21 protein-coding genes are annotated in these 22,111 nt (G+C 61.9%); 10 read left to right on the plus strand and 11 right to left on the minus strand.

What is annotated here, in order from left to right; all coding sequences use genetic code 11:
- Positions 1 to 65 precede the first annotated feature (65 nt).
- Positions 66 to 1,598, plus strand: coding sequence for a SulP family inorganic anion transporter (locus CWR53_RS00375; RefSeq protein ID WP_100850548.1), 1,533 nt, complete (start codon positions 66 to 68; stop codon positions 1,596 to 1,598).
- A 53-nt stretch (positions 1,599 to 1,651) separates the two neighbouring features.
- On the opposite strand, the gene CWR53_RS00380 is transcribed toward CWR53_RS00375, so the two are convergent.
- Positions 1,652 to 2,293 carry a hypothetical protein gene (locus tag CWR53_RS00380; protein WP_058603675.1) on the minus strand — a complete coding sequence of 214 codons (642 nt, stop codon included), beginning with the start codon at positions 2,291 to 2,293 and terminating at the stop codon, positions 1,652 to 1,654.
- A gap of 355 nt (positions 2,294 to 2,648) precedes the next feature.
- Here CWR53_RS00380 and CWR53_RS00385 point away from each other — a divergent pair, with 355 nt between their 5' ends.
- A complete protein-coding gene (locus tag CWR53_RS00385) occupies positions 2,649 to 3,281 on the plus strand; it encodes an SCO family protein (RefSeq protein WP_058603676.1) in 633 nt (210 codons plus the stop codon).
- A 127-nt stretch (positions 3,282 to 3,408) separates the two neighbouring features.
- Here the strand turns inward: CWR53_RS00385 and CWR53_RS00390 are convergent, their stop codons facing one another.
- The 3 genes from CWR53_RS00390 to CWR53_RS00400 all read right to left on the minus strand — a co-directional run bounded on the left by CWR53_RS00390 (position 3,409) and on the right by CWR53_RS00400 (position 5,922).
- Entirely contained in the window at positions 3,409 to 4,179 is a 771-nt protein-coding gene (locus CWR53_RS00390; protein WP_058603677.1) for a MetQ/NlpA family ABC transporter substrate-binding protein, read from the minus strand.
- Positions 4,180 to 4,243: 64 nt separating this feature from the next.
- Positions 4,244 to 4,915, minus strand: coding sequence for a methionine ABC transporter permease (locus tag CWR53_RS00395; RefSeq protein WP_058603678.1), 672 nt, complete (start codon positions 4,913 to 4,915; stop codon positions 4,244 to 4,246).
- The gene (locus tag CWR53_RS00400) at positions 4,915 to 5,922 is read right to left on the minus strand and encodes a methionine ABC transporter ATP-binding protein (protein WP_100850549.1); all 1,008 of its coding nucleotides are present in this window, start codon (positions 5,920 to 5,922) and stop codon (positions 4,915 to 4,917) included. Before CWR53_RS00400 ends, CWR53_RS00395 begins: the two co-directional genes overlap by 1 nt.
- A 222-nt stretch (positions 5,923 to 6,144) precedes the next feature.
- Between CWR53_RS00400 and katE the strand changes: the two genes are divergently transcribed.
- A complete protein-coding gene (katE, locus tag CWR53_RS00405; RefSeq protein ID WP_027913244.1) occupies positions 6,145 to 8,280 on the plus strand; it encodes a catalase HPII in 2,136 nt (711 codons plus the stop codon).
- A gap of 45 nt (positions 8,281 to 8,325) precedes the next feature.
- Here katE and CWR53_RS00410 read toward each other — a convergent pair whose 3' ends face one another.
- The 4 genes from CWR53_RS00410 to zur form a co-directional block, all read right to left on the minus strand.
- Positions 8,326 to 9,033: a PA5502 family lipoprotein gene (locus CWR53_RS00410; protein WP_100850550.1), complete on the minus strand. Its 708-nt coding sequence runs from the start codon at positions 9,031 to 9,033 to the stop codon at positions 8,326 to 8,328.
- A gap of 125 nt (positions 9,034 to 9,158) precedes the next feature.
- Positions 9,159 to 9,941 (minus strand): zinc ABC transporter permease subunit ZnuB, encoded by a 783-nt coding sequence (znuB, locus tag CWR53_RS00415; protein ID WP_100850551.1) that lies wholly within the window; start codon positions 9,939 to 9,941, stop codon positions 9,159 to 9,161.
- Complete coding sequence (gene znuC / locus CWR53_RS00420; protein ID WP_058603683.1) at positions 9,934 to 10,707, minus strand: zinc ABC transporter ATP-binding protein ZnuC; 774 nt, start codon at positions 10,705 to 10,707, stop codon at positions 9,934 to 9,936. The genes znuB and znuC overlap by 8 nt, the downstream gene beginning before the upstream one ends.
- Positions 10,704 to 11,189 carry a zinc uptake transcriptional repressor Zur gene (zur, locus tag CWR53_RS00425; RefSeq protein ID WP_058603684.1) on the minus strand — a complete coding sequence of 162 codons (486 nt, stop codon included), beginning with the start codon at positions 11,187 to 11,189 and terminating at the stop codon, positions 10,704 to 10,706. The genes znuC and zur overlap by 4 nt, the downstream gene beginning before the upstream one ends.
- Before the next feature lie 18 nt (positions 11,190 to 11,207).
- On the opposite strand from zur, the gene CWR53_RS00430 reads away from it, so the two are divergent.
- Entirely contained in the window at positions 11,208 to 12,161 is a 954-nt protein-coding gene (locus CWR53_RS00430; RefSeq protein WP_230382500.1) for a metal ABC transporter solute-binding protein, Zn/Mn family, read from the plus strand.
- Between the two features lie 92 nt (positions 12,162 to 12,253).
- Here CWR53_RS00430 and CWR53_RS00435 read toward each other — a convergent pair whose 3' ends face one another.
- Together CWR53_RS00435 and CWR53_RS00440 are read right to left on the minus strand one after the other, a co-directional pair.
- The gene (locus CWR53_RS00435) at positions 12,254 to 13,204 is read right to left on the minus strand and encodes a homoserine kinase (protein WP_100850553.1); all 951 of its coding nucleotides are present in this window, start codon (positions 13,202 to 13,204) and stop codon (positions 12,254 to 12,256) included.
- Positions 13,205 to 13,272: 68 nt separating this feature from the next.
- Positions 13,273 to 13,560, minus strand: coding sequence for a DUF2782 domain-containing protein (locus tag CWR53_RS00440; RefSeq protein WP_027913237.1), 288 nt, complete (start codon positions 13,558 to 13,560; stop codon positions 13,273 to 13,275).
- Between the two features lie 75 nt (positions 13,561 to 13,635).
- Here CWR53_RS00440 and polA point away from each other — a divergent pair, with 75 nt between their 5' ends.
- Complete coding sequence (gene polA / locus CWR53_RS00445; RefSeq protein ID WP_181405450.1) at positions 13,636 to 16,383, plus strand: DNA polymerase I; 2,748 nt, start codon at positions 13,636 to 13,638, stop codon at positions 16,381 to 16,383.
- A 299-nt stretch (positions 16,384 to 16,682) separates the two neighbouring features.
- Here polA and yihA read toward each other — a convergent pair whose 3' ends face one another.
- Positions 16,683 to 17,315 (minus strand): ribosome biogenesis GTP-binding protein YihA/YsxC, encoded by a 633-nt coding sequence (gene yihA, locus CWR53_RS00450; protein ID WP_058603688.1) that lies wholly within the window; start codon positions 17,313 to 17,315, stop codon positions 16,683 to 16,685.
- Between the two features lie 228 nt (positions 17,316 to 17,543).
- On the opposite strand from yihA, the gene CWR53_RS23075 reads away from it, so the two are divergent.
- From CWR53_RS23075 to CWR53_RS00475, 5 genes are all read left to right on the plus strand, one after another.
- The gene (locus CWR53_RS23075) at positions 17,544 to 17,816 is read left to right on the plus strand and encodes a cytochrome c5 family protein (protein WP_078477785.1); all 273 of its coding nucleotides are present in this window, start codon (positions 17,544 to 17,546) and stop codon (positions 17,814 to 17,816) included.
- Positions 17,817 to 17,847: 31 nt separating this feature from the next.
- Positions 17,848 to 18,465 (plus strand): cytochrome c, encoded by a 618-nt coding sequence (locus CWR53_RS00460; protein WP_023532830.1) that lies wholly within the window; start codon positions 17,848 to 17,850, stop codon positions 18,463 to 18,465.
- Between the two features lie 151 nt (positions 18,466 to 18,616).
- Positions 18,617 to 19,249 carry a thiol:disulfide interchange protein DsbA gene (gene dsbA, locus CWR53_RS00465; protein WP_058603689.1) on the plus strand — a complete coding sequence of 211 codons (633 nt, stop codon included), beginning with the start codon at positions 18,617 to 18,619 and terminating at the stop codon, positions 19,247 to 19,249.
- Between the two features lie 11 nt (positions 19,250 to 19,260).
- A complete protein-coding gene (locus CWR53_RS00470; protein ID WP_023532864.1) occupies positions 19,261 to 20,115 on the plus strand; it encodes an endonuclease/exonuclease/phosphatase family protein in 855 nt (284 codons plus the stop codon).
- Positions 20,116 to 20,210: 95 nt separating this feature from the next.
- On the plus strand, positions 20,211 to 22,085 hold the full coding sequence (locus CWR53_RS00475; protein ID WP_100850555.1) for a GGDEF domain-containing protein: 1,875 nt from the start codon (positions 20,211 to 20,213) through the stop codon (positions 22,083 to 22,085).
- The last annotated feature ends 26 nt before the right edge of the window (positions 22,086 to 22,111 follow it).

Genomic DNA, 22,111 nt, shown 5'->3' on the forward strand with positions numbered 1-22,111 from the left:
CCTGTCGGGGCTAAACGTGCCCACGGCCAGAGGAATGGCCGTGCGATAGAGAAAGGAGTAATACGGTGAACATTACACAGCTGAAAGCGGCCCTGCCGCGTGAGTTGCTGGCCTCGGTAGTGGTCTTTCTGGTGGCCCTGCCCTTGTGCATGGGCATTGCGATCGCCTCCGGCATGCCGCCGGCCAAGGGGCTGATCACCGGTATCATCGGCGGCATTGTCGTCGGTTTTCTCGCCGGTTCCCCGTTGCAGGTCAGCGGACCGGCAGCTGGGCTGGCGGTGCTGGTCTTCGAACTGGTGCGCCAGCACGGCATGGCCATGCTCGGGCCGATTCTGCTTCTGGCAGGCTTGCTGCAGTTGCTGGCCGGGCGCCTGCGCCTGGGCTGCTGGTTTCGAGTGACTGCACCCGCGGTGGTGTACGGCATGCTGGCGGGTATCGGGGTACTGATCGTGCTGTCGCAAGTCCATGTGATGTTCGATACGGCGCCTCAGCCGTCAGGCATGCAGAACCTGCTGGCGTTCCCGGCAACCGTCGCTGGGGCGTTGCCGCTGGAAAGCGCAGGCATGGGTTGGCAGGCCGGTGCATTGGGGTTGGGCACCATGCTCATCATGTGGGGCTGGAAGCGATTGCGGCCACAGCGCTTGCGCTTCATTCCGGGAGCGTTGCTGGGCGTGACAGCCATGACTGCCATCAGCCTGTGGCTGGCGCTGCCGGTGAACCGCGTGCAGGTACCGGCGGACTTGTCCGAGGCCATCGACTGGATTCGCCTCGATGACCTGATGAAGCTGACCGACCCTGGCCTGCTGGTGGCGGCCTTTGCACTGGCATTCATCGCCAGCGCCGAAACCTTGTTGTCTGCCGCAGCGGTGGACCGCATGCACAGTGGCCAGCGTTCGGATTTCGACCGGGAACTGTCGGCCCAAGGCATCGGCAACATGCTGTGCGGGATACTGGGCGCGCTGCCCATGACCGGCGTGATCGTGCGTAGCTCGGCCAACGTCCAGGCCGGCGCACAAACCCGGGCCTCGGCGATTCTGCATGGCGTGTGGCTGTTAGCGTTTGTGGTGGTGCTCAGCAGCATTCTGCAGCAGATTCCGATAGCGAGCCTGGCCGGGGTGCTGGTGTTTACCGGGATAAAACTGGTCGATCTCAAAGCCTTCCAGGGCCTTGGGCGCTATGGCCGGATGCCGATGTTCACCTATGCGGCTACCGCTCTGGCGATCATCTTCACCGATCTGCTCACGGGCGTCTTGTTGGGCTTTGCCCTGACGTTGCTCAAGCTCGCCTTCAAGGCCGCACGCCTCAAGATCAACCTGGTGGACCTGCCCAAGGCTGGGCACATGGAACTTCGCCTGAGCGGCGCGGCAACCTTCCTCAAGGTGCCGGCGCTGACCAAGGTGCTCGACGGCGTTCCCGCCGGCACCACGCTGCATGTGCCGCTGGGCAACCTCAGCTACATCGACCACGCCTGCCTGGAATTGCTCGAAGACTGGAGCCGCAGCAATGCGGCCAGTGGTTCCAAGCTTCGAGTCGAGCACAAGCGCTTGAAACGACGGGTGGAAGGACGGCTACGCACCACGTCCGGCGTGGGCGCCTGACCTCGGGCTGTGGCCCAGGCTGGCCATCGCAACGTCGGCCAGCCCAGCCATGCTCAAGCCGGCTGGCCGAGCTCCACGCCCAGCTGACGTGACAGGCAAGGCCATCGCTTCCAGGCAGCGCCGGTTTCGGGGCTGCTCAGCTTTTCACGGTAGGCTTCCACTGATTCGGCGGCAAAGCTCTCGTCGTCGAGCATTTCATCGACCGAATGGTGCACCACCTCATCGAGCTGATTGGCAAAGGCCTCGCCGATCAGCTGGTGAGCGATCAGGTTGGCAACGGTGGTATCGACGGGGATGAGCGGCTGCTGGAAGTGCCGGATGTACAGGTCGTTGACCTCCTCCACCAGGCGATGGGCCAGGTAGGCCTCGTCCAGCAGGCAGTCGAGGCCGACATGCCCTTGCATCACGCTAGGCGGCTGCAGGAAGTAAGCCTCGGCAATCTTCAGCACCGGCGTGATCTGCGACTCGATGCCGGCTTCACGCGCGACTTCATGGGCCGCTTCAAGCAGTTCCGGCACCTGATCGATGTAGGCACCCACAAAGCGCGCCAGCGTGTCCTGAGCGCCCTGCTCCGGCAATTGGATGGAAGGGTGCAGGTGCGGCAGTTGCAGCGCGAGGCGTTTTTTCAGCTGGCCGGTCTGGCCTTCGTGTTGGTGGGCTTGACTCACCTGCTCGCGTACAGCAGCGATGTTCATGACAACTCCAAGGACAAAACGTTTCAAACGGAAGACACTAACTTAGCTGGATATTCAATTAAGTTAAGATCCATTTGTTATAAACGGATGCGATGCCTGTCGCATCCAGCATATATGGCGCTCCCTGCGTGACCGTTCTCCTTCAATTACATCGGTTTAGAGCCATTGGGCTGTTGATGAAGTTCATTTCATGCAAACCCGGGTGCACTGTGCTAATCGTCCCGGACGGCCTATCAAGACCAATGCAGGCCGTGGCGCCGCGCCGCATGCGCAGTACGCCGGCATGGCGTACCCTAGCGCCTACCTTGTGCGCTGTTCATCGCAGTGATCGTCGACCTCAACCTGTACCGAGCCCATGACCCGAACCCAGAAAGCCGTCTTCATCATCGCTGCCCTGATCGTCGTGATCATGGGCCTGATCCTCAACAATGTGCTCAACGCCAAGCGCCTACCGAGCGCTACCGAGCTCATCGATGCCGGCATCATCCTGCTGCCGCAAAGCCGGACGGTGGTTGACGTGACCATGACCAACCAGAATGGCCAGCCGGTGCAACTGGGTCAGTTGAAAGGCAAGTGGTCGCTGCTGTTCTTTGGCTATACCTACTGCCCAGACATCTGCCCCACCACATTGGCGCAGCTGCGACAGGTAAAGAGTGAACTGCCCAAGCAGGCGCTGGACCGCTTGCAGGTGGTATTGGTGAGCGTGGACCCCAACCGCGACACGCCGAACCAGCTCAAGCAATACCTGGGTTACTTCGACAAGGACTTCGTGGGGTTGGCCGGTTCCGTGGAAGACACCCAGAAGCTGGCCAATGCGCTTAGCATCCCCTTCATCCCCGCCGACACCAGCAAGCCCGGTTACACCGTGGACCACAGCGGCAACCTGGCAATCGTCGGCCCGGATGGCCGTCAGCGTGGCTTCATTCGTGCGCCGTTCGACAGCAAGAAGTTGGTGGCCCGCCTGCCCGGTCTGGTACAGGGCGACTGAGCATCTGTCAGGGCCCTGCGCGGGACCTGGCCTCTGGAGCGACAGCACAGGCGCATGACCCCCGTGCTTGCGTCACGCTCCAAATGGCAACCTCACCCTGGGCCGCTTGGCGACCCAGGGTGCAGGCTCAGAACGCGGGTACTACGGCGCCTTTGTACTTCTCAGTGATGAACTGCTTCACCTCGGGCGAATGCAGGGCGGCTGCCAGTTTCTTCATGTCCTCGCTGTCCTTGTTGTCCGGACGCGCGACGAGGATATTCACGTAGGGCGAATCGCTGCCCTCAATGGCCAGCGCATCCTTTTCCGGGTTCAGCTTGGCTTCCAGCGCATAGTTGGTGTTGATCAGGGCGGCATCGACCTGGGTCAGCACGCGCGGGATGGTGGCCGCTTCAAGTTCGCGGAACTTGATGTTCTTCGGGTTCTCGGCAACGTCCTTCACGGTGGAGAGGATGTTTGTGTTGTCCTTGAGCTTGATGACGCCGGCCTTGTCCAGCAGCAGCAGGGCACGGCCACCGTTGGTGGCATCGTTGGGGATGACCACGGTAGCGCCGGACGGGAGTTCGTCGAGCTTCTTGATCTTGGTGGAATAAACGCCCAGCGGTTCGATGTGCACGCCAGTCACATTCACCAGATCGGTGCCCTTGGCCTTGTTGAACTCATCGAGGTAAGGCTGGTGCTGGAAGAAGTTGGCGTCCAGGCGCTTTTCCGCCACCTGCACGTTTGGCTGGATGTAGTCGGTGAATTCCTTCACCTTCAGCTCCACCCCTTCCTTGGCCAGCAGCGGCTTGACCACGTTGAGGATCTCGGCGTGGGGTACCGGCGTAGCAGCGACGGTCAGGGTATCGGCCTGGGCCGAGAAGGCCGCAATGGCGGCAGCGACAGCAAGCAGCTTCTTCATTGATCACTCCTTGTGAGGGCCGCGACGGCCCCCGAACGAGTCGGCCGAGCCGACCCCATTGGGGTTACTTACGGGAAAAATGCACAACCAGCCGGTCGCCGACACTTTGCAGGACCTGCACCAGCACCAGCAACAGCACTACGGTCACGACCATGACGTCAGTCTGGAAACGCTGGTAGCCGAAACGAATCGCCAGGTCCCCCAGACCACCCGCACCCACGACACCGGCCATCGCGGTATAGGAAACCAGCGTGATGGCCGTGACGGTGATCGCGGCGAAGATCCCTGGCCGGGCCTCGGGCAACAGGGCGCTGGTGATGATCTGGCGCGTGGTGGCACCCATGGACTGTGTGGCTTCGATGATGCCGCGATCCACTTCGCGCAGAGCGGTTTCGACCAGGCGGGCGAAGAATGGCGTGGCGCCCACCACCAGGGGCGGAATCGCACCCGCCACGCCCAGCGACGTGCCGGTGATCAGCACGGTGATGGGGATCATCACGATCAACAGGATGATGAACGGCAGCGAACGCAGCACGTTGACCACTAGCGACAGCAAGGCGTACACGCCCTTTTGTTCGAACATCTGGCGCGGACCGCACAGAAACAGCAGCACGCCCAGCGGCAGGCCCAGCAGCACGGTGAAGAACAGCGAGCCGAACAGCATGATCAGGGTATCGACGGTTGCCAGCCAGATTTCGGCCCAGTCGACATTGGCAAAGAAACTCAAGGCGTCCATCAACGCAGTACCTCCATATGAACATCCGCGGCCTTGAAGCGGGCAAAGGCCGCTTGCATGTCGCCGCCAATCAGGGCGAGCGTGAGCTGACCGTAGGGGACGTCCTTGATGCGGTCGATACGCCCGGCAAGGATGCTGTAGTCCACGCCGGTCTCACGGGCAACGGTACCCAGCAACGGCGCGTAGGTGGCTTCGCCCTGGAAGGTCAGGCGTACGATGCGGCCTGGCACATGGGCGAAGTCGTCGCGCTGTTCGCCTTCATCGACGTGATCGTCTTCCTGCACGAAGCGCTTGGTGGTGGGGTGCTGCGGGTGCAGGAACACATCCGCCACCGAGCCTTGCTCGACGATCTGACCGGCGTCCATCACTGCTACCCGGTCGCAGACGCGGCGAATCACGTCCATTTCGTGGGTGATCAGCACGATGGTGAGTTTCAGCTCCCGGTTGATCTCGGCCAGTAGCTGCAGTACCGAGGCAGTGGTCTGCGGGTCCAGGGCGCTGGTCGCCTCATCACACAACAGGATTTTCGGGTTGGTGGACAAGGCACGGGCAATGCCGACGCGCTGCTTCTGACCGCCCGACAACTGCGCAGGGTACTTGCGCGCATGGTCCGACAGACCGACCCGGGCCAGAAGCTCGACCACGCGTTTGTCGATCTCGGCACGCGACAGTTGGCCAGCAAGGGTGAGCGGCAGGGCGACGTTGTCTGCAACGGTCTTGGAAGCCAGCAGGTTGAAATGCTGGAAAATCATGCCGACCTGTTGGCGAAAGCCGCGCAATTGGGTGGCATTGAATGCGGTCACTTCTTCACCGTCGACGATGATCTTGCCGCCTGAAGGCTCTTCCAGGCGGTTGATCAGGCGCAGCATGGTGCTCTTGCCGGCCCCGGAATGGCCGATCAGGCCGAACACCTGGCCATCCTCGATCGTCAGGGTCGTGGGATTCAGTGCGGGAATTTCTCTACCGGCAACGCGGTAAGTCTTGTGTACCTGTTGGAACTCGATCACGTAGCGAACCTTGTGGGGCGCATGGAAATTGATTCAGCGGTGGGCTGGGGGCCGCATTTTAGCCTTTTATAACCGCTGTTCTTAGCATTTATTTTGCCTCTGACCAATCTGAACGCTATATGGCGACAGCTGGTCATCCCGATGGAACGCTCGCTCCTCTGCCCGAGTCACTAGCTGGACAAGCCCGATCGGGCGCCTGAAGACTGATGAGGAAAGCCAACCATGCCCAGCAAGAACAAGGATGCGCCGAAGCACAGCGAGGCCGCAGGTACCCAGACCCCGGATCGGGCCAATACCAATGCCAAGCTGCAGAGCCTGGAAGCAGACCGCAGCGATGCCACCGGGCAGGCGCTGCGCACTAATCAGGGTGTGCGCATCTCGGACAACCAGAACACCTTGAAGGCCGGCGACCGCGGCCCCTCGCTGCTTGAAGACTTCATCATGCGCGAGAAGATCACCCATTTTGACCATGAGCGCATCCCGGAGCGTATCGTCCACGCACGAGGCACCGGTGCCCACGGTTATTTCCAGAGCTATGGCTGCCACGCCGAACTGACCAAGGCCGGGTTCCTGCAAGACCCGGAAAAGATCACCCCGGTATTCGTACGCTTCTCCACCGTACAGGGGCCGCGTGGCTCCGGTGACACGGTACGTGACGTGCGCGGCTTTGCCGTGAAGTTCTACACCGATGAAGGCAACTTCGACCTGGTCGGCAACAACATGCCGGTGTTCTTCATCCAGGACGCGATCAAGTTCCCGGACTTCGTACACGCCGTCAAGCCCGAGCCGCACAATGAGATCCCTACCGGCGGCTCGGCTCACGACACCTTCTGGGACTTCGTCTCGCTGGTGCCTGAATCGGCGCACATGGTCGTCTGGGCCATGTCCGACCGTGCCATTCCGCGCAGCCTGCGCATGATGGAAGGCTTCGGCGTGCACACCTTCCGCCTGGTCAACGCCGAAGGCGTGGCCCACTTCGTCAAGTTCCACTGGAAGCCCAGCGAGGGCGTGCACTCCGTACTGTGGGACGAGGCGCAAAAGCTGGCAGGCAAGGACACCGACTATCACCGTCGTGACCTGTGGGAAGCCATCGAAACCGGCGATTACCCGGAATGGGAACTGGGCGTGCAGATCGTGCCTGAGGCCGACGAGCACAAGTTCGACTTCGACCTGCTGGACCCGACCAAGATCATCCCCGAAGAGCTGGTACCGGTCACTCCACTGGGCAAGATGGTGCTCAACCGCAACCCGGACAACTTCTTCTCCGAGGTCGAGCAGATTGCATTCTGCCCAGGACACATCGTACCGGGTATCGACTTTACCAATGACCCGTTGCTGCAAGGTCGCCTGTTCTCCTACACCGATACCCAGATCAGCCGCCTGGGTGGCCCGAACTTCCACCAGATCCCGATCAATCGCCCGGTCGCGCCGAACCACAACAACCAGCGCGACGCGATGCACCAGCATATCGTGCACAAGGGCCGCGCCGCCTACGAGCCCAACTCCATCGATGGTGGCTGGCCGAAGGAAACCCCGCCCGGCCCCCGCGATGGCGGTTTCGAGACCTATCAGGAACGCGTCGATGCGCACAAGATTCGCCAGCGCAGCGATTCGTTCGGTGACCACTTCTCCCAGGCGCGCCTGTTCTTCCAGAGCATGAGCCCGACCGAACAGCAGCACATCATCAAGGCCTACAGCTTCGAATTGGGCAAGGTGGAGCGTGAGCACATCCGCGCCCGCCAGGTGAATGAAATTCTCGCCAACATCGACCTGAAGCTGGCAGCCGCCGTGGCCGAAAACCTGGGCCTGCCAGCCCCTAAAGCCGGTACCGTCAAGGTCAAGGGCAGCCAGCTGGCCGAATCGCCAGCCTTAAGCCAGATGAACCACCCGGGCAAGGTTGGGATCAAGGGTCGCAAGATCGCTGTACTGATCGCCAACGGCGTAGATGCTGCCAGTGTCGACAAGATGGTCAAGGCTCTGGAGGCGCAGAGTGCTCGCCCCATGCTGCTGGGCCCGACCTCCGCGCCTGTGAAGGCCGCCGACGGTACGCAACTGCCGGTGGATGCATCGATGGAAGGCATGCCGTCGATCATGTTCGATGGCATCGTCGTACCCGCTGGCAAGGCGTCCACCGATGCCATGGCGGCCAGTGGCCTGGCCAAGCACTTCCTGCTTGAGGGCTACAAGCACCTCAAGGCGATGGTGTTGACTCAGGAACTGCTGGCAACGTTGGGTCTGAAGGAAGACAAAGGTCTGCTGACCGGCGACGACCAGAAGGCCATGGACGCGTTCGTCAAGGCAGTGGAAGGGCATCGCGTGTGGGAGCGTGAAGCGGCTGCCGAAGCGGTTCCTGCTTAAATCACTGGTGTATCAGGGGCTGCCTCGCAGCCCCTGTTCACTGGCTTAGCGCTGGTGGGGAACCAGCACCACCTGAGCAGGCAGCGCGCGCTGGATATCGTGCTTCTGTTTCAGCTCGAAGGTGCTGTCGATCTTGCGAACACGCTTGGCCAATAATGTCTTCAGCCACGGCGCATCCGCGCTGCGTGGTACCTGGAACACCACATCGCAACCATAGTTGACCACGTCGGCGGCAATGTCATCGAGTTGCTGGCGCATGGCTTGGATGTTGGTGGTTTCCAACGCAATGACCGTGCTGGGCGCACTGGGGTCGATCACCCGAGCCCTGGGCTTGGCTTCGGCAGCCTTGAGTGCGGCTTCGGCCTTGGCCAGCTCGGCCTTGCGCGCTTGTGAAACGGCATCACCGCCAGTAACCGCCGGAGCCTGTGGCATGAGTGCGCGCGCGCGCGCCAAGGCTGTGACCGCCGCGTTCACGTCACCCTTCTGCAGCATGATCTGACTGCGTTGCAGGTAAGCTTCGGCCAGCTCGCGCTGGTATTGTTCGATGCGGCCGTCGCCAGGCGACTGCGCTTGCAGGGAGACCAGTTGGTCCTCTGCGGTGGCCAGCTCGTTGCTGGCGATACTTTGTTGCAATTGCTGCCATGCATCAGGCTGGGCAGGCGTGCTGGCCTGTTCGACCGGTGCTTGGGAGCACGCGGCGAGGAACAGGGAAAATACGCCAACAAGCAGACAACGGGAGGCAAACGGCTTCATTCCTGCGGCTCTCTATTTGCGCAAAAAGCGAGCAAGTCTACACCCAGGTGCGCACGCTCGAAAACTGGTCTTACAGACCCTTAACTGCGCCGAAGGTTGCAAGGCAGGCCTTGTAAGCCTTTCGCTCACCGTTTGGGCAGGGCCAGACTCAGCAAGAATAGCACCGCAGCGCACACCACAATGGATGGGCCGGCAGGGGTGTCCTTGAACCATGACAAGGCCAGCCCGCCGCAGACCGCTAGTACGGCGATGACGCTGGCGCCTACAGCCATCTGCTCCGGAGAGCGCGCATGCCGTTGTGCAGCTGCCGCCGGAATGATCAATAAAGAAGTGATCAGCAAGACGCCGACGATCTTCATGGCCACCGCAATGACCACGGCAATGAGCAGCATCAGCGCCATGCGCAAGGCTGCAACCGGTAGCCCTTCGACCGTTGCCAGTTCTTCGTGGACGGTGACGGCGAGCAAAGGGCGCCACAAGACGGCGATCAGTACGAGTACCAGGGCGCTGCCGCCCAAGATCCAGGCAAGATCGGTCGGGCTGATGGCCAGCAGATCTCCGAACAGGTAAGCCATCAGGTCGATGCGCACGTCGTGCATGAAGCTCAGCACCACCAGGCCCAGGGACAAGGTACTGGGTGCCAGGATACCCAGCAGTGTGTCGGATGCCAGAGGCTGGCGTTGCTGCAAGGTCACCAGCAGAATCGCCAGCAACAGGCAGCCCACGGTGACGGCCAACGTGGGGCTGACATCCAGCACGAAGCCCAGGGCCACGCCCAGCAAGGCGGCATGGGACAGAGTGTCGCCAAAATAGGCCATGCGCCGCCAGACGACGAACGAGCCAAGAGGGCCAGCTACCAGCGCGAGGGACAGACCAGCGAGCAGGGCGTAGAGAAGAAAATCAGCCATGCTTGCAGTGCGCTCCGTGAACATGGGGGGCTGGGGCGACCACCGAACCGTGCAGGTCGTGGCTGTGGTCATGATGATGGTGATAAATGGCCAGGCTCGGTGCGGTCTGGCCGAACAGTTCGACGAATGCCGGGTCACCGCTGACCTGCTCGGGATGACCGGAGCAGCACACATGGCGGTTCAGGCACACCACCTGGTCGGTCGCACTCATGACCAGGTGCAGGTCGTGGGAAACCATCAACACGCCGCAACCCAGGCGGTCACGCAGTCGGGTGATGAGGTTGTACAGCTCGGTCTGCCCTACCACGTCAACGCCTTGGACCGGCTCGTCCAGCACCAGCAACTGCGGCTCTCGCAGCAGTGCACGGGCCAGCAGCACGCGCTGCATTTCACCCCCGGACACAGTCTGGATCGGGCTGTCGATCACGTGCTCGGCGCCGACCTGCTGAAGCGCTGACAAGGCCGCCACGCGATCTACGCCGGGCACCAGGCGCAGAAAGCGCAGCACCGACAATGGCAGCGTGGCGTCGACCTGGATTTTTTGCGGCATATAGCCAATGCGCAGCCGGGGTTTGCGCCATACCGAGCCGCGGTGTGGCTTGAGCAGCCCCAGCACGGCGCGGACCAACGTGGTCTTGCCCGCCCCATTGGGCCCGATCAGGGTGACGATCTGGCCGGGCGCGACTGCCAGGTCAATGCTGTCGAGCACGGCCTCGCCGCCATAGGTGACGCCGACCTGCTCCAGGCGGATCAGCGCGTCGCTCATGCCGCATCCTTGCAGTTGCTGCACACGCCCACGACTTCGACGGTCTGGTTCTCGACCGTGAAACCCACATGCCTGGCGCTGCCGACGATGGCATCGCTGATACTCGCCTGCTCCAGTTCAATGGCGATATGGCACAGTCGGCAAATCAGAAACTGCCCCTGGTGCGAATGCTCGGGATGGCTACAACCGATGAAGGCGTTCAGCGAGGCGATGCGGTGCACGAGGCCGTTCTCCAGAAGGAAGTCCAGCGCGCGGTACACCGTGGGCGGCGCCGCGCGACGACCATCCTGTTCGCTGAGCACCGCCAGGATGTCGTAGGCGCCCAGCGGTTTGTGGCTCTGCCACACCAGCTCCAGTACCCGGCGACGCAGCGCCGTCAGGCGCAGCCCCTGACGGGCGCACAAGGCGTCGGCTTCGGCCAGGGCGCTGTGCACGCAATGGGAATGGTCATGGGGACGGTTGGCCAGCGGCGTAATGGACATGGGCAGCGACGATTCTGGATGGAGACGTTATTATGTTACCTGTTTCTGACGATTCGAGTACCTACCGTGGCCCGATTCCTTACCCTGTTTGTCGCTTTCATCGCATTTTCCGCCCACGCCGACGTGCGTGTGCTGACCAGCATCAAGCCACTGCAACAGATCGCCGCTGCTGTGCAGGACGGTGTCGGCAGCCCTGAAGTGCTGTTGCCGCCAGGCGCCTCGCCTCACCATTACGCATTGCGTCCCTCGGACGTGCGCAGGGTCGCGGATGCGGATTTGCTGTACTGGATCGGCCCGGACATGGAAGGCTTCCTGCCAAGGGTGCTGGGCAACCGCAGCAAGACGACCGTCGCGGTACAGTCGCTGCCGGGCATGAAGCTGCGTCACTTCGGTGAAGATAGCCATTCCCATGACGAAGACCATGACGACCATGACCATGACCACCGCCCGGGCAGCCTCGATGCGCACTTGTGGTTGTCTTCGGTGAACGCCCGGGTGATCGCTGGAAAGATGGCCGCCGATCTCGCCAGCGCGGACCCTGCCAATGCCGACCGCTACAAGCGTAACCTGGCGGCGTTCACCCAACGCCTGGACGCGCTCGACGCCCGTATCAAGGCACGGGTAGCGGGCGTGGCCGGCAAGCCGTACTTCGTATTCCACGAGGCCTTCGATTACTTCGAAGCTGAATATGGCCTCAAGCACACCGGCGTGTTCAGTGTGGCCTCCGAAGTGCAGCCCGGCGCTCAACACGTGGCCGCCATGCGCAAGCGGCTGCAGGAAGTGGGCAAGACGTGCGTCTTCAGCGAGCCGCCCTTGCGCCCTCGGCTGGCCGAAACCCTGACAGCCGGTTTGCCGGTGCGCCTGGCCGAGCTCGATGCGCTTGGCGGCACCGATCCGGTAAATGCGCAAGGCTACGAGCGCTTGCTCGACAAGCTAGGAAGCGACCTGGCGAGCTGCCTGGAGCAGTTGTAATGGTATGAGGTGGCGGCATGCCTGGGTTGAGCGCCGCCTGGGCAGCGCCCGATTCCCAAGGGCAGGCCCAGGGCCTGCCGACAGGGTCCGGGTCAGAGGGCGAACGGCAGCTTCACGGCCACCTGTTGGCGCTGCGCCAGGCGCACTTCGAATTCGCTTGGGTCGTGGATCATCACGTCCATGCCGGCGAAGGACTCTGCCGCGATCAGGCGAGACAGCCAGAACCGCACGCAGGCAACGCGCAACATCTGCGGCCAGAGTTCAGCTTCGGCTGCCGTGAATGGCCGCAATGCGGCGTAGGCGGCAAGCAAAGCCTGGGCGCGGGGTACATCGATGCCGGCCTGTGCATCCAGGCACCAGTCGTTCAGGGTAATGGCAATGTCGTACAGCATCGGCCCCGAGCAGGCATTGTAGAAGTCGATGACCCCAGACAAGTGGGTGCCTTCGAACATCACGTTGTCGCGGAACAGGTCGGCATGCAGGTTGGCCCGGGGCAATGCCAGGATCTGCGCCTGGTAGGCGGCGATTTCATCCAGCGCCGGTTGCAGCAGGCTGGCCTGCTCGGCGTTCAGGCGCGGCAGCAGTTCGGCCCCGGCGGCTAGCATCCACTCAAGGCCTCGGTCCGTGCGGCGCTCGATGATATGTTCGCGGGTGGCCAGGTGAATGTGTGCCAGCAGTTCACCGACCTGGGCACAATGCTGGGCATTGGGCGCCTTGATATGTTTGCCCGAGAGCCTGGGTTGCAGCAGCGCCGGCTTGCCGCACAGTTCGCGCAGGCCATGGCCGTCACGGTCACGAATGGCGTAGGGCACTGGCATCCGGGCCGTATGCAGGGTATCGAGCAACTCGATGAAGAACGGCATGTCCTCGCTGGGCCCACGCTCGATCAGCGTCAGCACGAACTCCCCCTGTTCGAGGCTGACGAAGAAATTGCTGTTCTCGGTGCCGGCGGCGATACCCTGGAAATCGAGCAGACGACCCAGCTCGTAAGGTGCCAGAAAGGTTTCCAGCTCAGGCCGGGTCACGGGGGTGAAGACTGACATGATGAAAGATTGCCCATGCAGGCACTTCTGGCCGAAGTGCCGGGTTGATGTGAACGGTGCGCTTCAGATTACCACTCGAAGATCTTCCAGGACGGAATCAGCATGTCCGGCTGGTCGGAACGAATGAAATTGCCATCGGAGCCATCGGCGCGTACCAGAAAGTAAGGTTTGCCATGTTTGGGCGTGATCTTGATCGCATACAGGAAGCCGTTTTGGCGATACTCCTGAATGGTCTTGTCGCCTTCCGTGCGAATGGTCACCTCGGGATCGGCCGAAGGCGCGTCATCCGCCGCCAAGGTGACGACGGGCAGACCTGCCATCAGGCAGAGCAGTAACAGGCGATTGAGTGTACGCATGATAACCTAGTCCCTTTGTCGTCAATGATTCTGGCTATTCTAGCGCCGGACCCGTCGAAAAGGTTGATTCTGCTCATGAGCCAAGCGCCCCTCGTCCTCGTGGACGGTTCCTCCTACCTTTATCGCGCCTTCCATGCCCTGCCCCCGCTGACCACGTCCAAGGGTATGCCGACCGGTGCGGTCAAGGGTGTGCTCAACATGCTCAAGAGCCTGCGCAGGCAGTACCCGGACAGCTTGTTCGCGGTGGTGTTCGACGCCAAGGGCGGCACGTTCCGCGACACCCTGTTTGCCGACTACAAGGCCAACCGCCCCAGCATGCCGGACGATCTGCGGGTGCAGATCGAGCCGCTGCATGCCAGCGTCAAGGCCATGGGCTACCCACTGTTGTGCGTCGAAGGCGTCGAGGCTGACGATGTCATCGGTACCTTGGCCCGTAGCAGTGCGGCGCTGGACCGGCCGGTCATCATTTCCACCGGCGACAAGGACATGGCGCAGCTGGTCGACGGGCACATTACCCTGGTCAACACCATGACCGGTAGCGTGCTGGACGTGGCTGGCGTGCACGAGAAATTCGGGGTCGGCCCCGAGCACATCATCGACTTCCTGGCGCTGATGGGCGACAAGGTCGATAACATTCCAGGTGTGCCAGGTGTGGGCGAAAAGACCGCCGTCGGGCTGCTGACCGGGATCGGCGGGGGCCTCAGCGACCTGTACGCGAACCTGGACAAGGTGCCTGCACTGCCTATTCGTGGCGCCAAGAGCCTGCCCGCCAAGCTTGAAGAGCACCGGGATGCGGCTTTCATGTCCTACGAGCTGGCTACCATCAAGATCGACGTGCCGCTGGACATCGAAGTCAATGCACTGGTGTGCGGCGAACCGGACCGCGAGGCGCTGCTGGCGCTGTACACCGAAATGGAGTTCAAGAGCTGGATTGCCGACCTGCAGCGCGATGCGGCTCGGGAGGGGGACCAACTGCCCCCGATGGAGGCCCCGGCGGCCATGGTCGAAGCCCGCTATGAAACCATCCTTGATCAAGAACGCTTCGACGCCTGGCTCGAGAAGCTGCGCCAGGCACCGCTGTTCGCGTTCGATACCGAAACCACCGGCCTTGATGCCCAGCGCGCCCAGCTGGTAGGGATTTCCTTTGCCGTCGAGCCCCATGAAGCGGCCTACGTCCCTTTGATGCACGACTACGAAGGCGCCCCTGTCCAGTTGGATCGTGAGGCCGTCCTGCTTGCGCTCAAGCCCCTGCTGGAGGATCCGGCAAAAGCCAAGGTGGGCCAGAACGCCAAGTACGATATCAACATCCTTGCCAATGGTTCTCCCGCGATCCAGGTGCGGGGTGTGGCCTATGACACCATGCTCGAATCGTACGTGTTCAACTCGACGGGCACGCGGCACGACATGGACAGCCTGGCGCAAAAGTACCTTGGGCACACCACCATCGCTTTCGAGGACATTGCGGGCAAAGGTGCCAAGCAGCTGACCTTCAACCAGATTCATCTGGACAAGGCTGGCCCCTATGCGGCCGAAGATGCCGACATCACCCTGCGCCTGCACCAGGCGTTGCAGGCGCACATGGCCAAGACGCCCAGTGTGCAGCCAGTGCTCATGGACATCGAAATGCCGTTGGTGCCGGTGCTGGCCAAGATCGAGCGCCAGGGCGCATTGGTCGATGCGGCACTGTTGCACGTCCAGAGCGGCGAGCTGGGTGTGAAGATGGCCGAGCTGGAACAGCGGGCCTTCGAACTGGCGGGGGAGGAGTTCAATCTGGGTTCGCCCAAGCAACTGGGCGCGATCCTGTACGACAAGCTGGGCATGCCGGTGATCAGCAAGACGGCCAAGGGCCAGCCATCGACGGCAGAAGCCGTGCTGGACGAGCTGGCCGAGCAAGGGTATCCACTGCCTGAAGTGCTGATGCAGTACCGCAGCCTGAGCAAGCTCAAGAGCACCTATACCGACAAGCTGCCAGGGCAGATCAACCCGCGCACGGGTCGAATCCACACGTCGTACCAGCAGGCAGTGGCGGCCACGGGCCGTCTTTCGTCCAGTGACCCGAACCTGCAGAACATTCCGATCCGCACGGCCGAAGGCCGGCGAATCCGCCAGGCCTTCATCGCAAGCCCTGGCTACAAGCTGCTGGCCGCCGACTACTCCCAGATCGAGCTGCGCATCATGGCGCACCTGGCCAAGGACGAAGGTCTGCTGCACGCCTTCCAGAACGATCTGGACGTGCACCGTGCGACGGCAGCGGAAGTATTCGGCGTCGCGCTCGAACAGGTTACCCATGACCAGCGGCGCAGCGCCAAGGCGATCAACTTCGGGCTTATCTACGGCATGAGCGCTTTTGGCCTGGCCAAGCAGATCGGGGTGGACCGCAAGCAGTCCCAGGACTACATCGATCGTTACTTCACCCGCTATCCAGGGGTGCTGGCCTACATGGAACGTACCCGTGCCCAGGCCGCAGAGCAGGGGTTCGTGGAAACCTTGTTCGGTCGCAGGCTCTACCTGCCTGATATCAACGCCAAGAACCCAGCCTTGCGCCGGGGAGCCGAGCGCACGGCGATCAACGCGCCGATGCAAGGCACGGCCGCCGATATCATCAAGCGCGCCATGGTCAACGTGGACAACTGGCTGACCGAAAGCGCACTGGATGCGCGGGTGATCCTGCAGGTGCACGACGAACTTGTTCTCGAGGTGCGCGAAGACCTGGTGGACCTGGTGAAAGATGAAATTCGAAAGCATATGAGCCAGGCGGCGCAGCTGGATGTGCCGCTGCTGGTCGAGGCCGGTGTAGGCGCGAACTGGGACGAAGCCCACTGATTGCACGGGCCAAAGGGGCGTTGTGTGGCGATTTTTCGTTACAGGCGCCCCGGCCTGTGTCCAGCTGTTTCATGAAACTGCGGCAAATAGTTCCAGGCCCCAGGAACTAAAGCAGTGAACTGCAACTCAGAGTACCTGAATGGCTGGTGAAGCCGTTCGATGCTCCTATGTTGTGTTAAGTGTTGGCAGATATCCGGCCCCCGCCCTAGCGGTCCGGGCTTGGACCCCGAACTTCCCCCTCCCCATACGAAGTCCGGGGTTTTTTTTGCCTGAAATTTGCCTGATGCGGGCCTTCGCCCTCAGGCGGCAGGCTTGTCTTCGAGCGCCATCCAGTCGGCCAGCACGCGGTAGGCGTCTTCAAGGCCCAGGCGCTTGGGGGCCGAGAACAGTTGGATGGTCACGCCTTCGCCCCAGCCTTTCCTGATCTCCGATTGCACCTTGAGCAAGGTGTTCTTGGCGGCGCCGTGGGTGAGCTTGTCGGCCTTGGTCAGCAGGATGTGCATGGGCATGCCGCTGGCCTTGGCCCAATCGAGCATCATTTTGTCGAAGTCCGTCATCGGGTGGCGGACATCCATCATCAAGATCACGCCACGCAGGCATTCGCGGCTACCCAGGTAAGCTTCCAGGTGGCGCTGCCAGTGCTGCTTGAGGGGGATGGGCACCTTGGCGTAGCCGTAGCCTGGCAGGTCGACCAGGCGGCGTTCGTCATCCAGGCTGAAGAAGTTCAGCAACTGGGTACGGCCGGGTGTTTTCGAGGTACGGGCCAGGCTGGCATGGGTCAGCGTGTTCAGTGCGCTGGATTTGCCGGCGTTGGAGCGGCCGGCGAAGGCCACCTCGTAACCCTGGTCGTCCGGGCATTGTTCGACCTTGGCAGCGCTGAGGGCGAATTTGGCTTTCTGGCACAGGCCGAGGATGGGGTTCTTGACTTGCATGGGATATCCGATGTGGTGATGCCAGCCCCCTGTCGAGCGGAGCCTGGCAAGCGGTGTCGTTTCCGTTTGGGTGGCGGAAGTATATAATGCCCCAGTTTTTGTGTGCTCATTCTCCCGGCTTTGGGGGACGAGCATGGGGTGTCGAACATGAGCTTGCGCATTAGAACGCAGCGCGGCCCCCAACCCTGAACGTCATGGCGTAGTACGCAATGGCCGCTTGCTGTCGGTCTGTTCCTGCCGGTTTTCAGCGCACAGGCTACACAGGATTCCGAGGTGTTGTACAACCGCGTGTGTGCGGGGGGTACAGCGAACGCCTGCTCCATGAGCCCAGACGGGCGATCGGGCAACCCGAATCCTGATCTGGCGCAATGCATGAATAGCTCGGCACGGCACAATGCTCAGGGTTTCAAGGCTATGCCGCCGCGTGGATTGTGCATGGACTGCAGTGCCGAGGACTACCGTCTGGTCATCCTTTGGATGAATGGCAGTCCCGATACATAACATTTCACCCCTAGCCGTGTTGGATTAGCTGATGAACAAACTAGTCGTGAGTCTGCTGTTGAGCCTGGGTGTCGCAGGTGCGGCCACTGCTGCGCAGCCCGTCAAAGGCGATGCCGCCGCAGGTCAGGCCAAGACGGCCGTCTGCGGGGCCTGCCACAACCCAGATGGCAATAGCCTGGCACCGAACTTCCCCAAACTGGCAGGTCAAGGCCAGCGCTACCTCGAAAAACAAATGCACGACATCAAGTCCGGCAAACGCGTCGTGCTGGAGATGACCGGCATGCTGGCCGGCTTCAACGACCAGGACCTGGCCGACATCGCGGCGTATTTCGCCAGCCAGAAAGGCAGCGTGGGTGCAGCCGACCCTGCGCTGGTCGAGCGTGGGCGTGCGCTGTTCAACGGTGGCGACCTGGACAAGGGCATGCCGGCCTGCACGGGCTGCCACTCGCCTGACGGGGCAGGTATCGCACTGGCCGGGTTCCCTCACCTGAGCGGGCAGCATGCCCAGTACGTGAGCAAGCAGCTCACCGACTTCCGTGAAGGCAACCGCACCAATGATGGGGATGCCATGACCATGCGCACCATCGCCGGGAAGCTCAGTAACCATGACATCGAGGCCTTGGCCAGCTACATCCAGGGCCTGCATTAATGCCGGGTTAATGTTGCAAGCCAAAGATGAAAGGGCGGCGCGGCTGCCCTTTTTTTTGCCCGCAGCCGTTACACTACAGAACTAGAGCCCTCCCCGGCCTGTCTCAATCCAGGTCGTGCCGTGGCGACCCATGACTGCTCAGGAGTAAAGCATGCGTAAACTGATTCTCAGCGCTGCGCTGGTCGCTGCCAGCGTACTTGGTATGACTTCCGTCCAGGCCGCAGAGCCTGTAGCCGGCAAGGAATATGTCGAGCTGAGCAACCCGGTTCCGGTTTCCGTGCCTGGCAAGATCGAAGTGGTCGAGTTGTTCTGGTATGGCTGCCCGCATTGCTATCACTTCGAGCCTGTCATCAACCCTTGGGTCGACAAGCTGCCCAAGGACGTCAACTTCAAGCGTGTGCCGGCCATGTTCGGTGGCCCTTGGGATGCCCATGGCCAGATGTTCCTGACCCTGGAAGCGATGGGCGTCGAGCACAAGGTGCACGCGGCGGTATTCGACGCCATTCAAAACCAGCGCAAGCGTCTGACAGACCCAGAAGACATGGCCGATTTCCTGGCAACGCAAGGTGTGGACAAGGCCAAGTTCCTGGCTACCTACAACTCCTTCGCCATCAAGGGACAGGTCAACCAGGCGAAAGAACTGGCCAAGAAATATGAAATCACTGGCGTTCCCAGCATGGTGGTTAACGGTAAGTATCGCTTCGACCTGGGCACCGCTGGTGGGCCAGAGGGCGTCCTCAACGTGGCCGACCAGTTGATCGACAAGGAGCGCGCTGCCAAGTAGGCAGCGCACCCATGCCTCGTCTACGGGCCACGCGCGGCGTTGCCCTGCCCCAGCCGCAGGTCAACGAGCATCACCTGCAAGCCCCCGGTTTGCCGGAAGATGGTCGTCTGCGGCTGCTTAGCTTCAATATCCAGGTAGGCATCAGTACCGAGCGTTATCGGCATTACCTGACGCGCAGCTGGCAGCACCTGTTACCGCATACTGGCCGAGCCAGCAACTTGCAGAAAATCGGTAAGTTGCTTGGGGACTTCGACCTGGTGGCCCTGCAAGAGGCGGATGGGGGCAGCATGCGCTCGGGCTATGTCAACCAGGTCGAGCATCTGGCCCAACTGGGTGCCTTCCCCTACTGGTACCAACAGCTCAATCGCAACCTTGGGCGCTTCGCCCAGCACAGCAATGGCGTACTGAGCCGTCTGAAGCCTCATCAGCTCGAAGATCACCCACTGCCTGGCCCAGCAGGGCGCGGGGCTATCCTGGTGCGCTTCGGCGAGGGTGAGGACGCGTTGATCGTGGTCATGATGCACCTGGCATTGGGCGCCAAGACCCGCGCACTGCAGCTGGCCTACATCCGCGAACTGATCGGCGGGTACCGCCATCAGGTGTTGATGGGGGACATGAACACCCATGCCACTGACCTGCTCGAGCACTCACCCTTGCGCGACCTTGGCCTGATCGCGCCCCAGGTGGAGGCCACCTTCCCCAGTTGGCGACCACAGCGCTGCCTGGACCACATCCTGCTCAGCCCGAGCCTTACCCTGGAAAGGGTCGAGGTGCTGGCCCAGCCGATTTCCGATCATCTTCCCGTGGCCGTCGAGATCCGATTGCCTGATGCATTGACTGTGGATACGCTGCCGGCCTTGAGCTGAATCAACTGACGCCTCGCTTGCCCTCAAGTGTCCCGGGCGCGCGCCGACAGTGTGTATCAGACAGCCCCAGTTGTATCACCCGTGCGGACACAGGCATGACCGAAGAAGCCGAGCGCTGGAAAGAAAAATACCTGATAAGCATTGAGCAACAGGAGAAGCTCGAACGTCGCTGGGAAGCGCGCCTGGACTTGCTGCGTCGAGGCCTGGTTCGCAGTACGTTGGCCGCCGAGGGCAGCGACAAGGTCGTCGACCAGTGCATGAAGGAAATGCGCGAGGTCATTCGCAGTGACAATATGGATGCCGGGCTTGCCGGCCTGATCCCCCGTCTTGAAAAAGCCGTACTGGAGTCTGAGCAGCGCCGCGAAACCCGCATGCACCAAGTGGGCGATGCGCTGACGGCGCTGGTCGATCAGTTGCAAGGCCTGCCGTTGAGCAGCGATGTCTCAAGGCCCTTGAAGAAGCTTGCCAAGCGGCTGGAGGCCGGCGTTACCCAGTCTCGTGATCTGCCGCCACTGCTGGGGGAACTCAGTGGTCTGCAAGGGCGTGCGTTGGCCGCGCTGGACAGGCCCGAAGGCGGATCGCGGGGCGGCTTTCTGCAGCGATTGTTCAAAGGCCGCGATGAACCGGCGCCTGTCGAGGCCGCCAGCGAGCAGGTGACGGGCCCCGCCCCTGTTGCCGCGCAACCCCTGGTACAGGAAGTATCTCTTCTGCCTCAACACAATGGGCATGAAGGCAACGATGCGTCCCCGTCGCTGGTCGAGTCTGAACACGTGCCGGGTGTCGAGCCGCCACCCATTCCCCCGGCACCTCCCATGGCAATGGATACGCCATTGCGAACTGGAGCGGATGATGGCCCGACCCCTCTGACTGATGTGCCGTTGGCTGATCAAGACGCCTATGCGTTGCCCTACGCAGTCGAGCCGCCCTACAGTCAGGTTGCCGCCCATATCGAGCAGACGCTGCTCGGTCTATTGGATGACCTGAGCCTGCCAGATCGCCACAAGGCCCAGGCGCAGGCGATGCGCGAACGGGTGGCGCGCGGTATGAACTGGTACGAGTTGATTCCTGTACTGGATGATCTTGCCGTGTTGCTGCTGGCGATCACCGACAGTGGCCAGCATGAGTTCGAAACCTATCTGCAATTGCTCAATGAACGGCTCGAAGGTTTCCACGGCCACTTGCAGGCCGCCAGTGCCGGTCACGCCGACAACAGCAGTGCAGCACGCCAGCTGGACACGCAATTGCGTGAACAGGTGGACGGGCTGCAAACCGACATGCAGGGCGCCGCAGACGTATCGAGCTTGAAGCACCTGCTCGAAAGCCGGCTCGAGGGCTTGCTGATGACAATGGACCAGCACCAGCACGAGCGCGACCGCCGCGAGCAGGCGCTGGCTGGGCGCCTGCAGGGCCTGTCCGAGCGCGTGGCCAGCATGGAGCAGGAAGCGTTGGGTTATCGTGAGCACCTAGAGGAGCAGCGGCAAAAGGCATTGCTCGACCCACTGACCGGCCTGCCCAATCGTGCGGCCTGGAGCGAGCAGGTAGAGCGCGAAATGCAGCGCTGGCAGGAAAACGGCGGCGACCTGGCCATGGCGATTCTGGACCTGGATCATTTCAAGCAGATCAATGACGGCTACGGGCATCTGGCCGGCGACAAGGTATTGAAGATCGTGGCCGATCAGTTGCGCAAACGGCTGCGGGGCCAGGATTTCATTGCCCGCTTCGGGGGCGAGGAGTTCGTGTTGCTACTGCCCGATACCTCGCCGGCAGACGCATTACAGGTCGTCGAAACGATGCGCCTTGCCGTAGAGGCCTGTCCGTTTCACTTCAAGGGAGAGCGGGTGGTAGTGTCCACGTCCATTGGCCTGAGCGCCTTCAGGCCCGGCGAGGTGGCCGATCAGGTGCTCAAGCGTGCCGACGCAGCGCTTTACCGTGCCAAGCAACGGGGGCGCAATTGCGTGGAGCAGCACTGACCGGGGCCTGGCAAGGGCGAGCGCAG

This window comes from Pseudomonas sp. SGAir0191, assembly GCF_002812565.2.
In the GTDB taxonomy this organism is placed as follows: Bacteria; Pseudomonadota; Gammaproteobacteria; order Pseudomonadales; family Pseudomonadaceae; genus Aquipseudomonas; species Aquipseudomonas parafulva_B.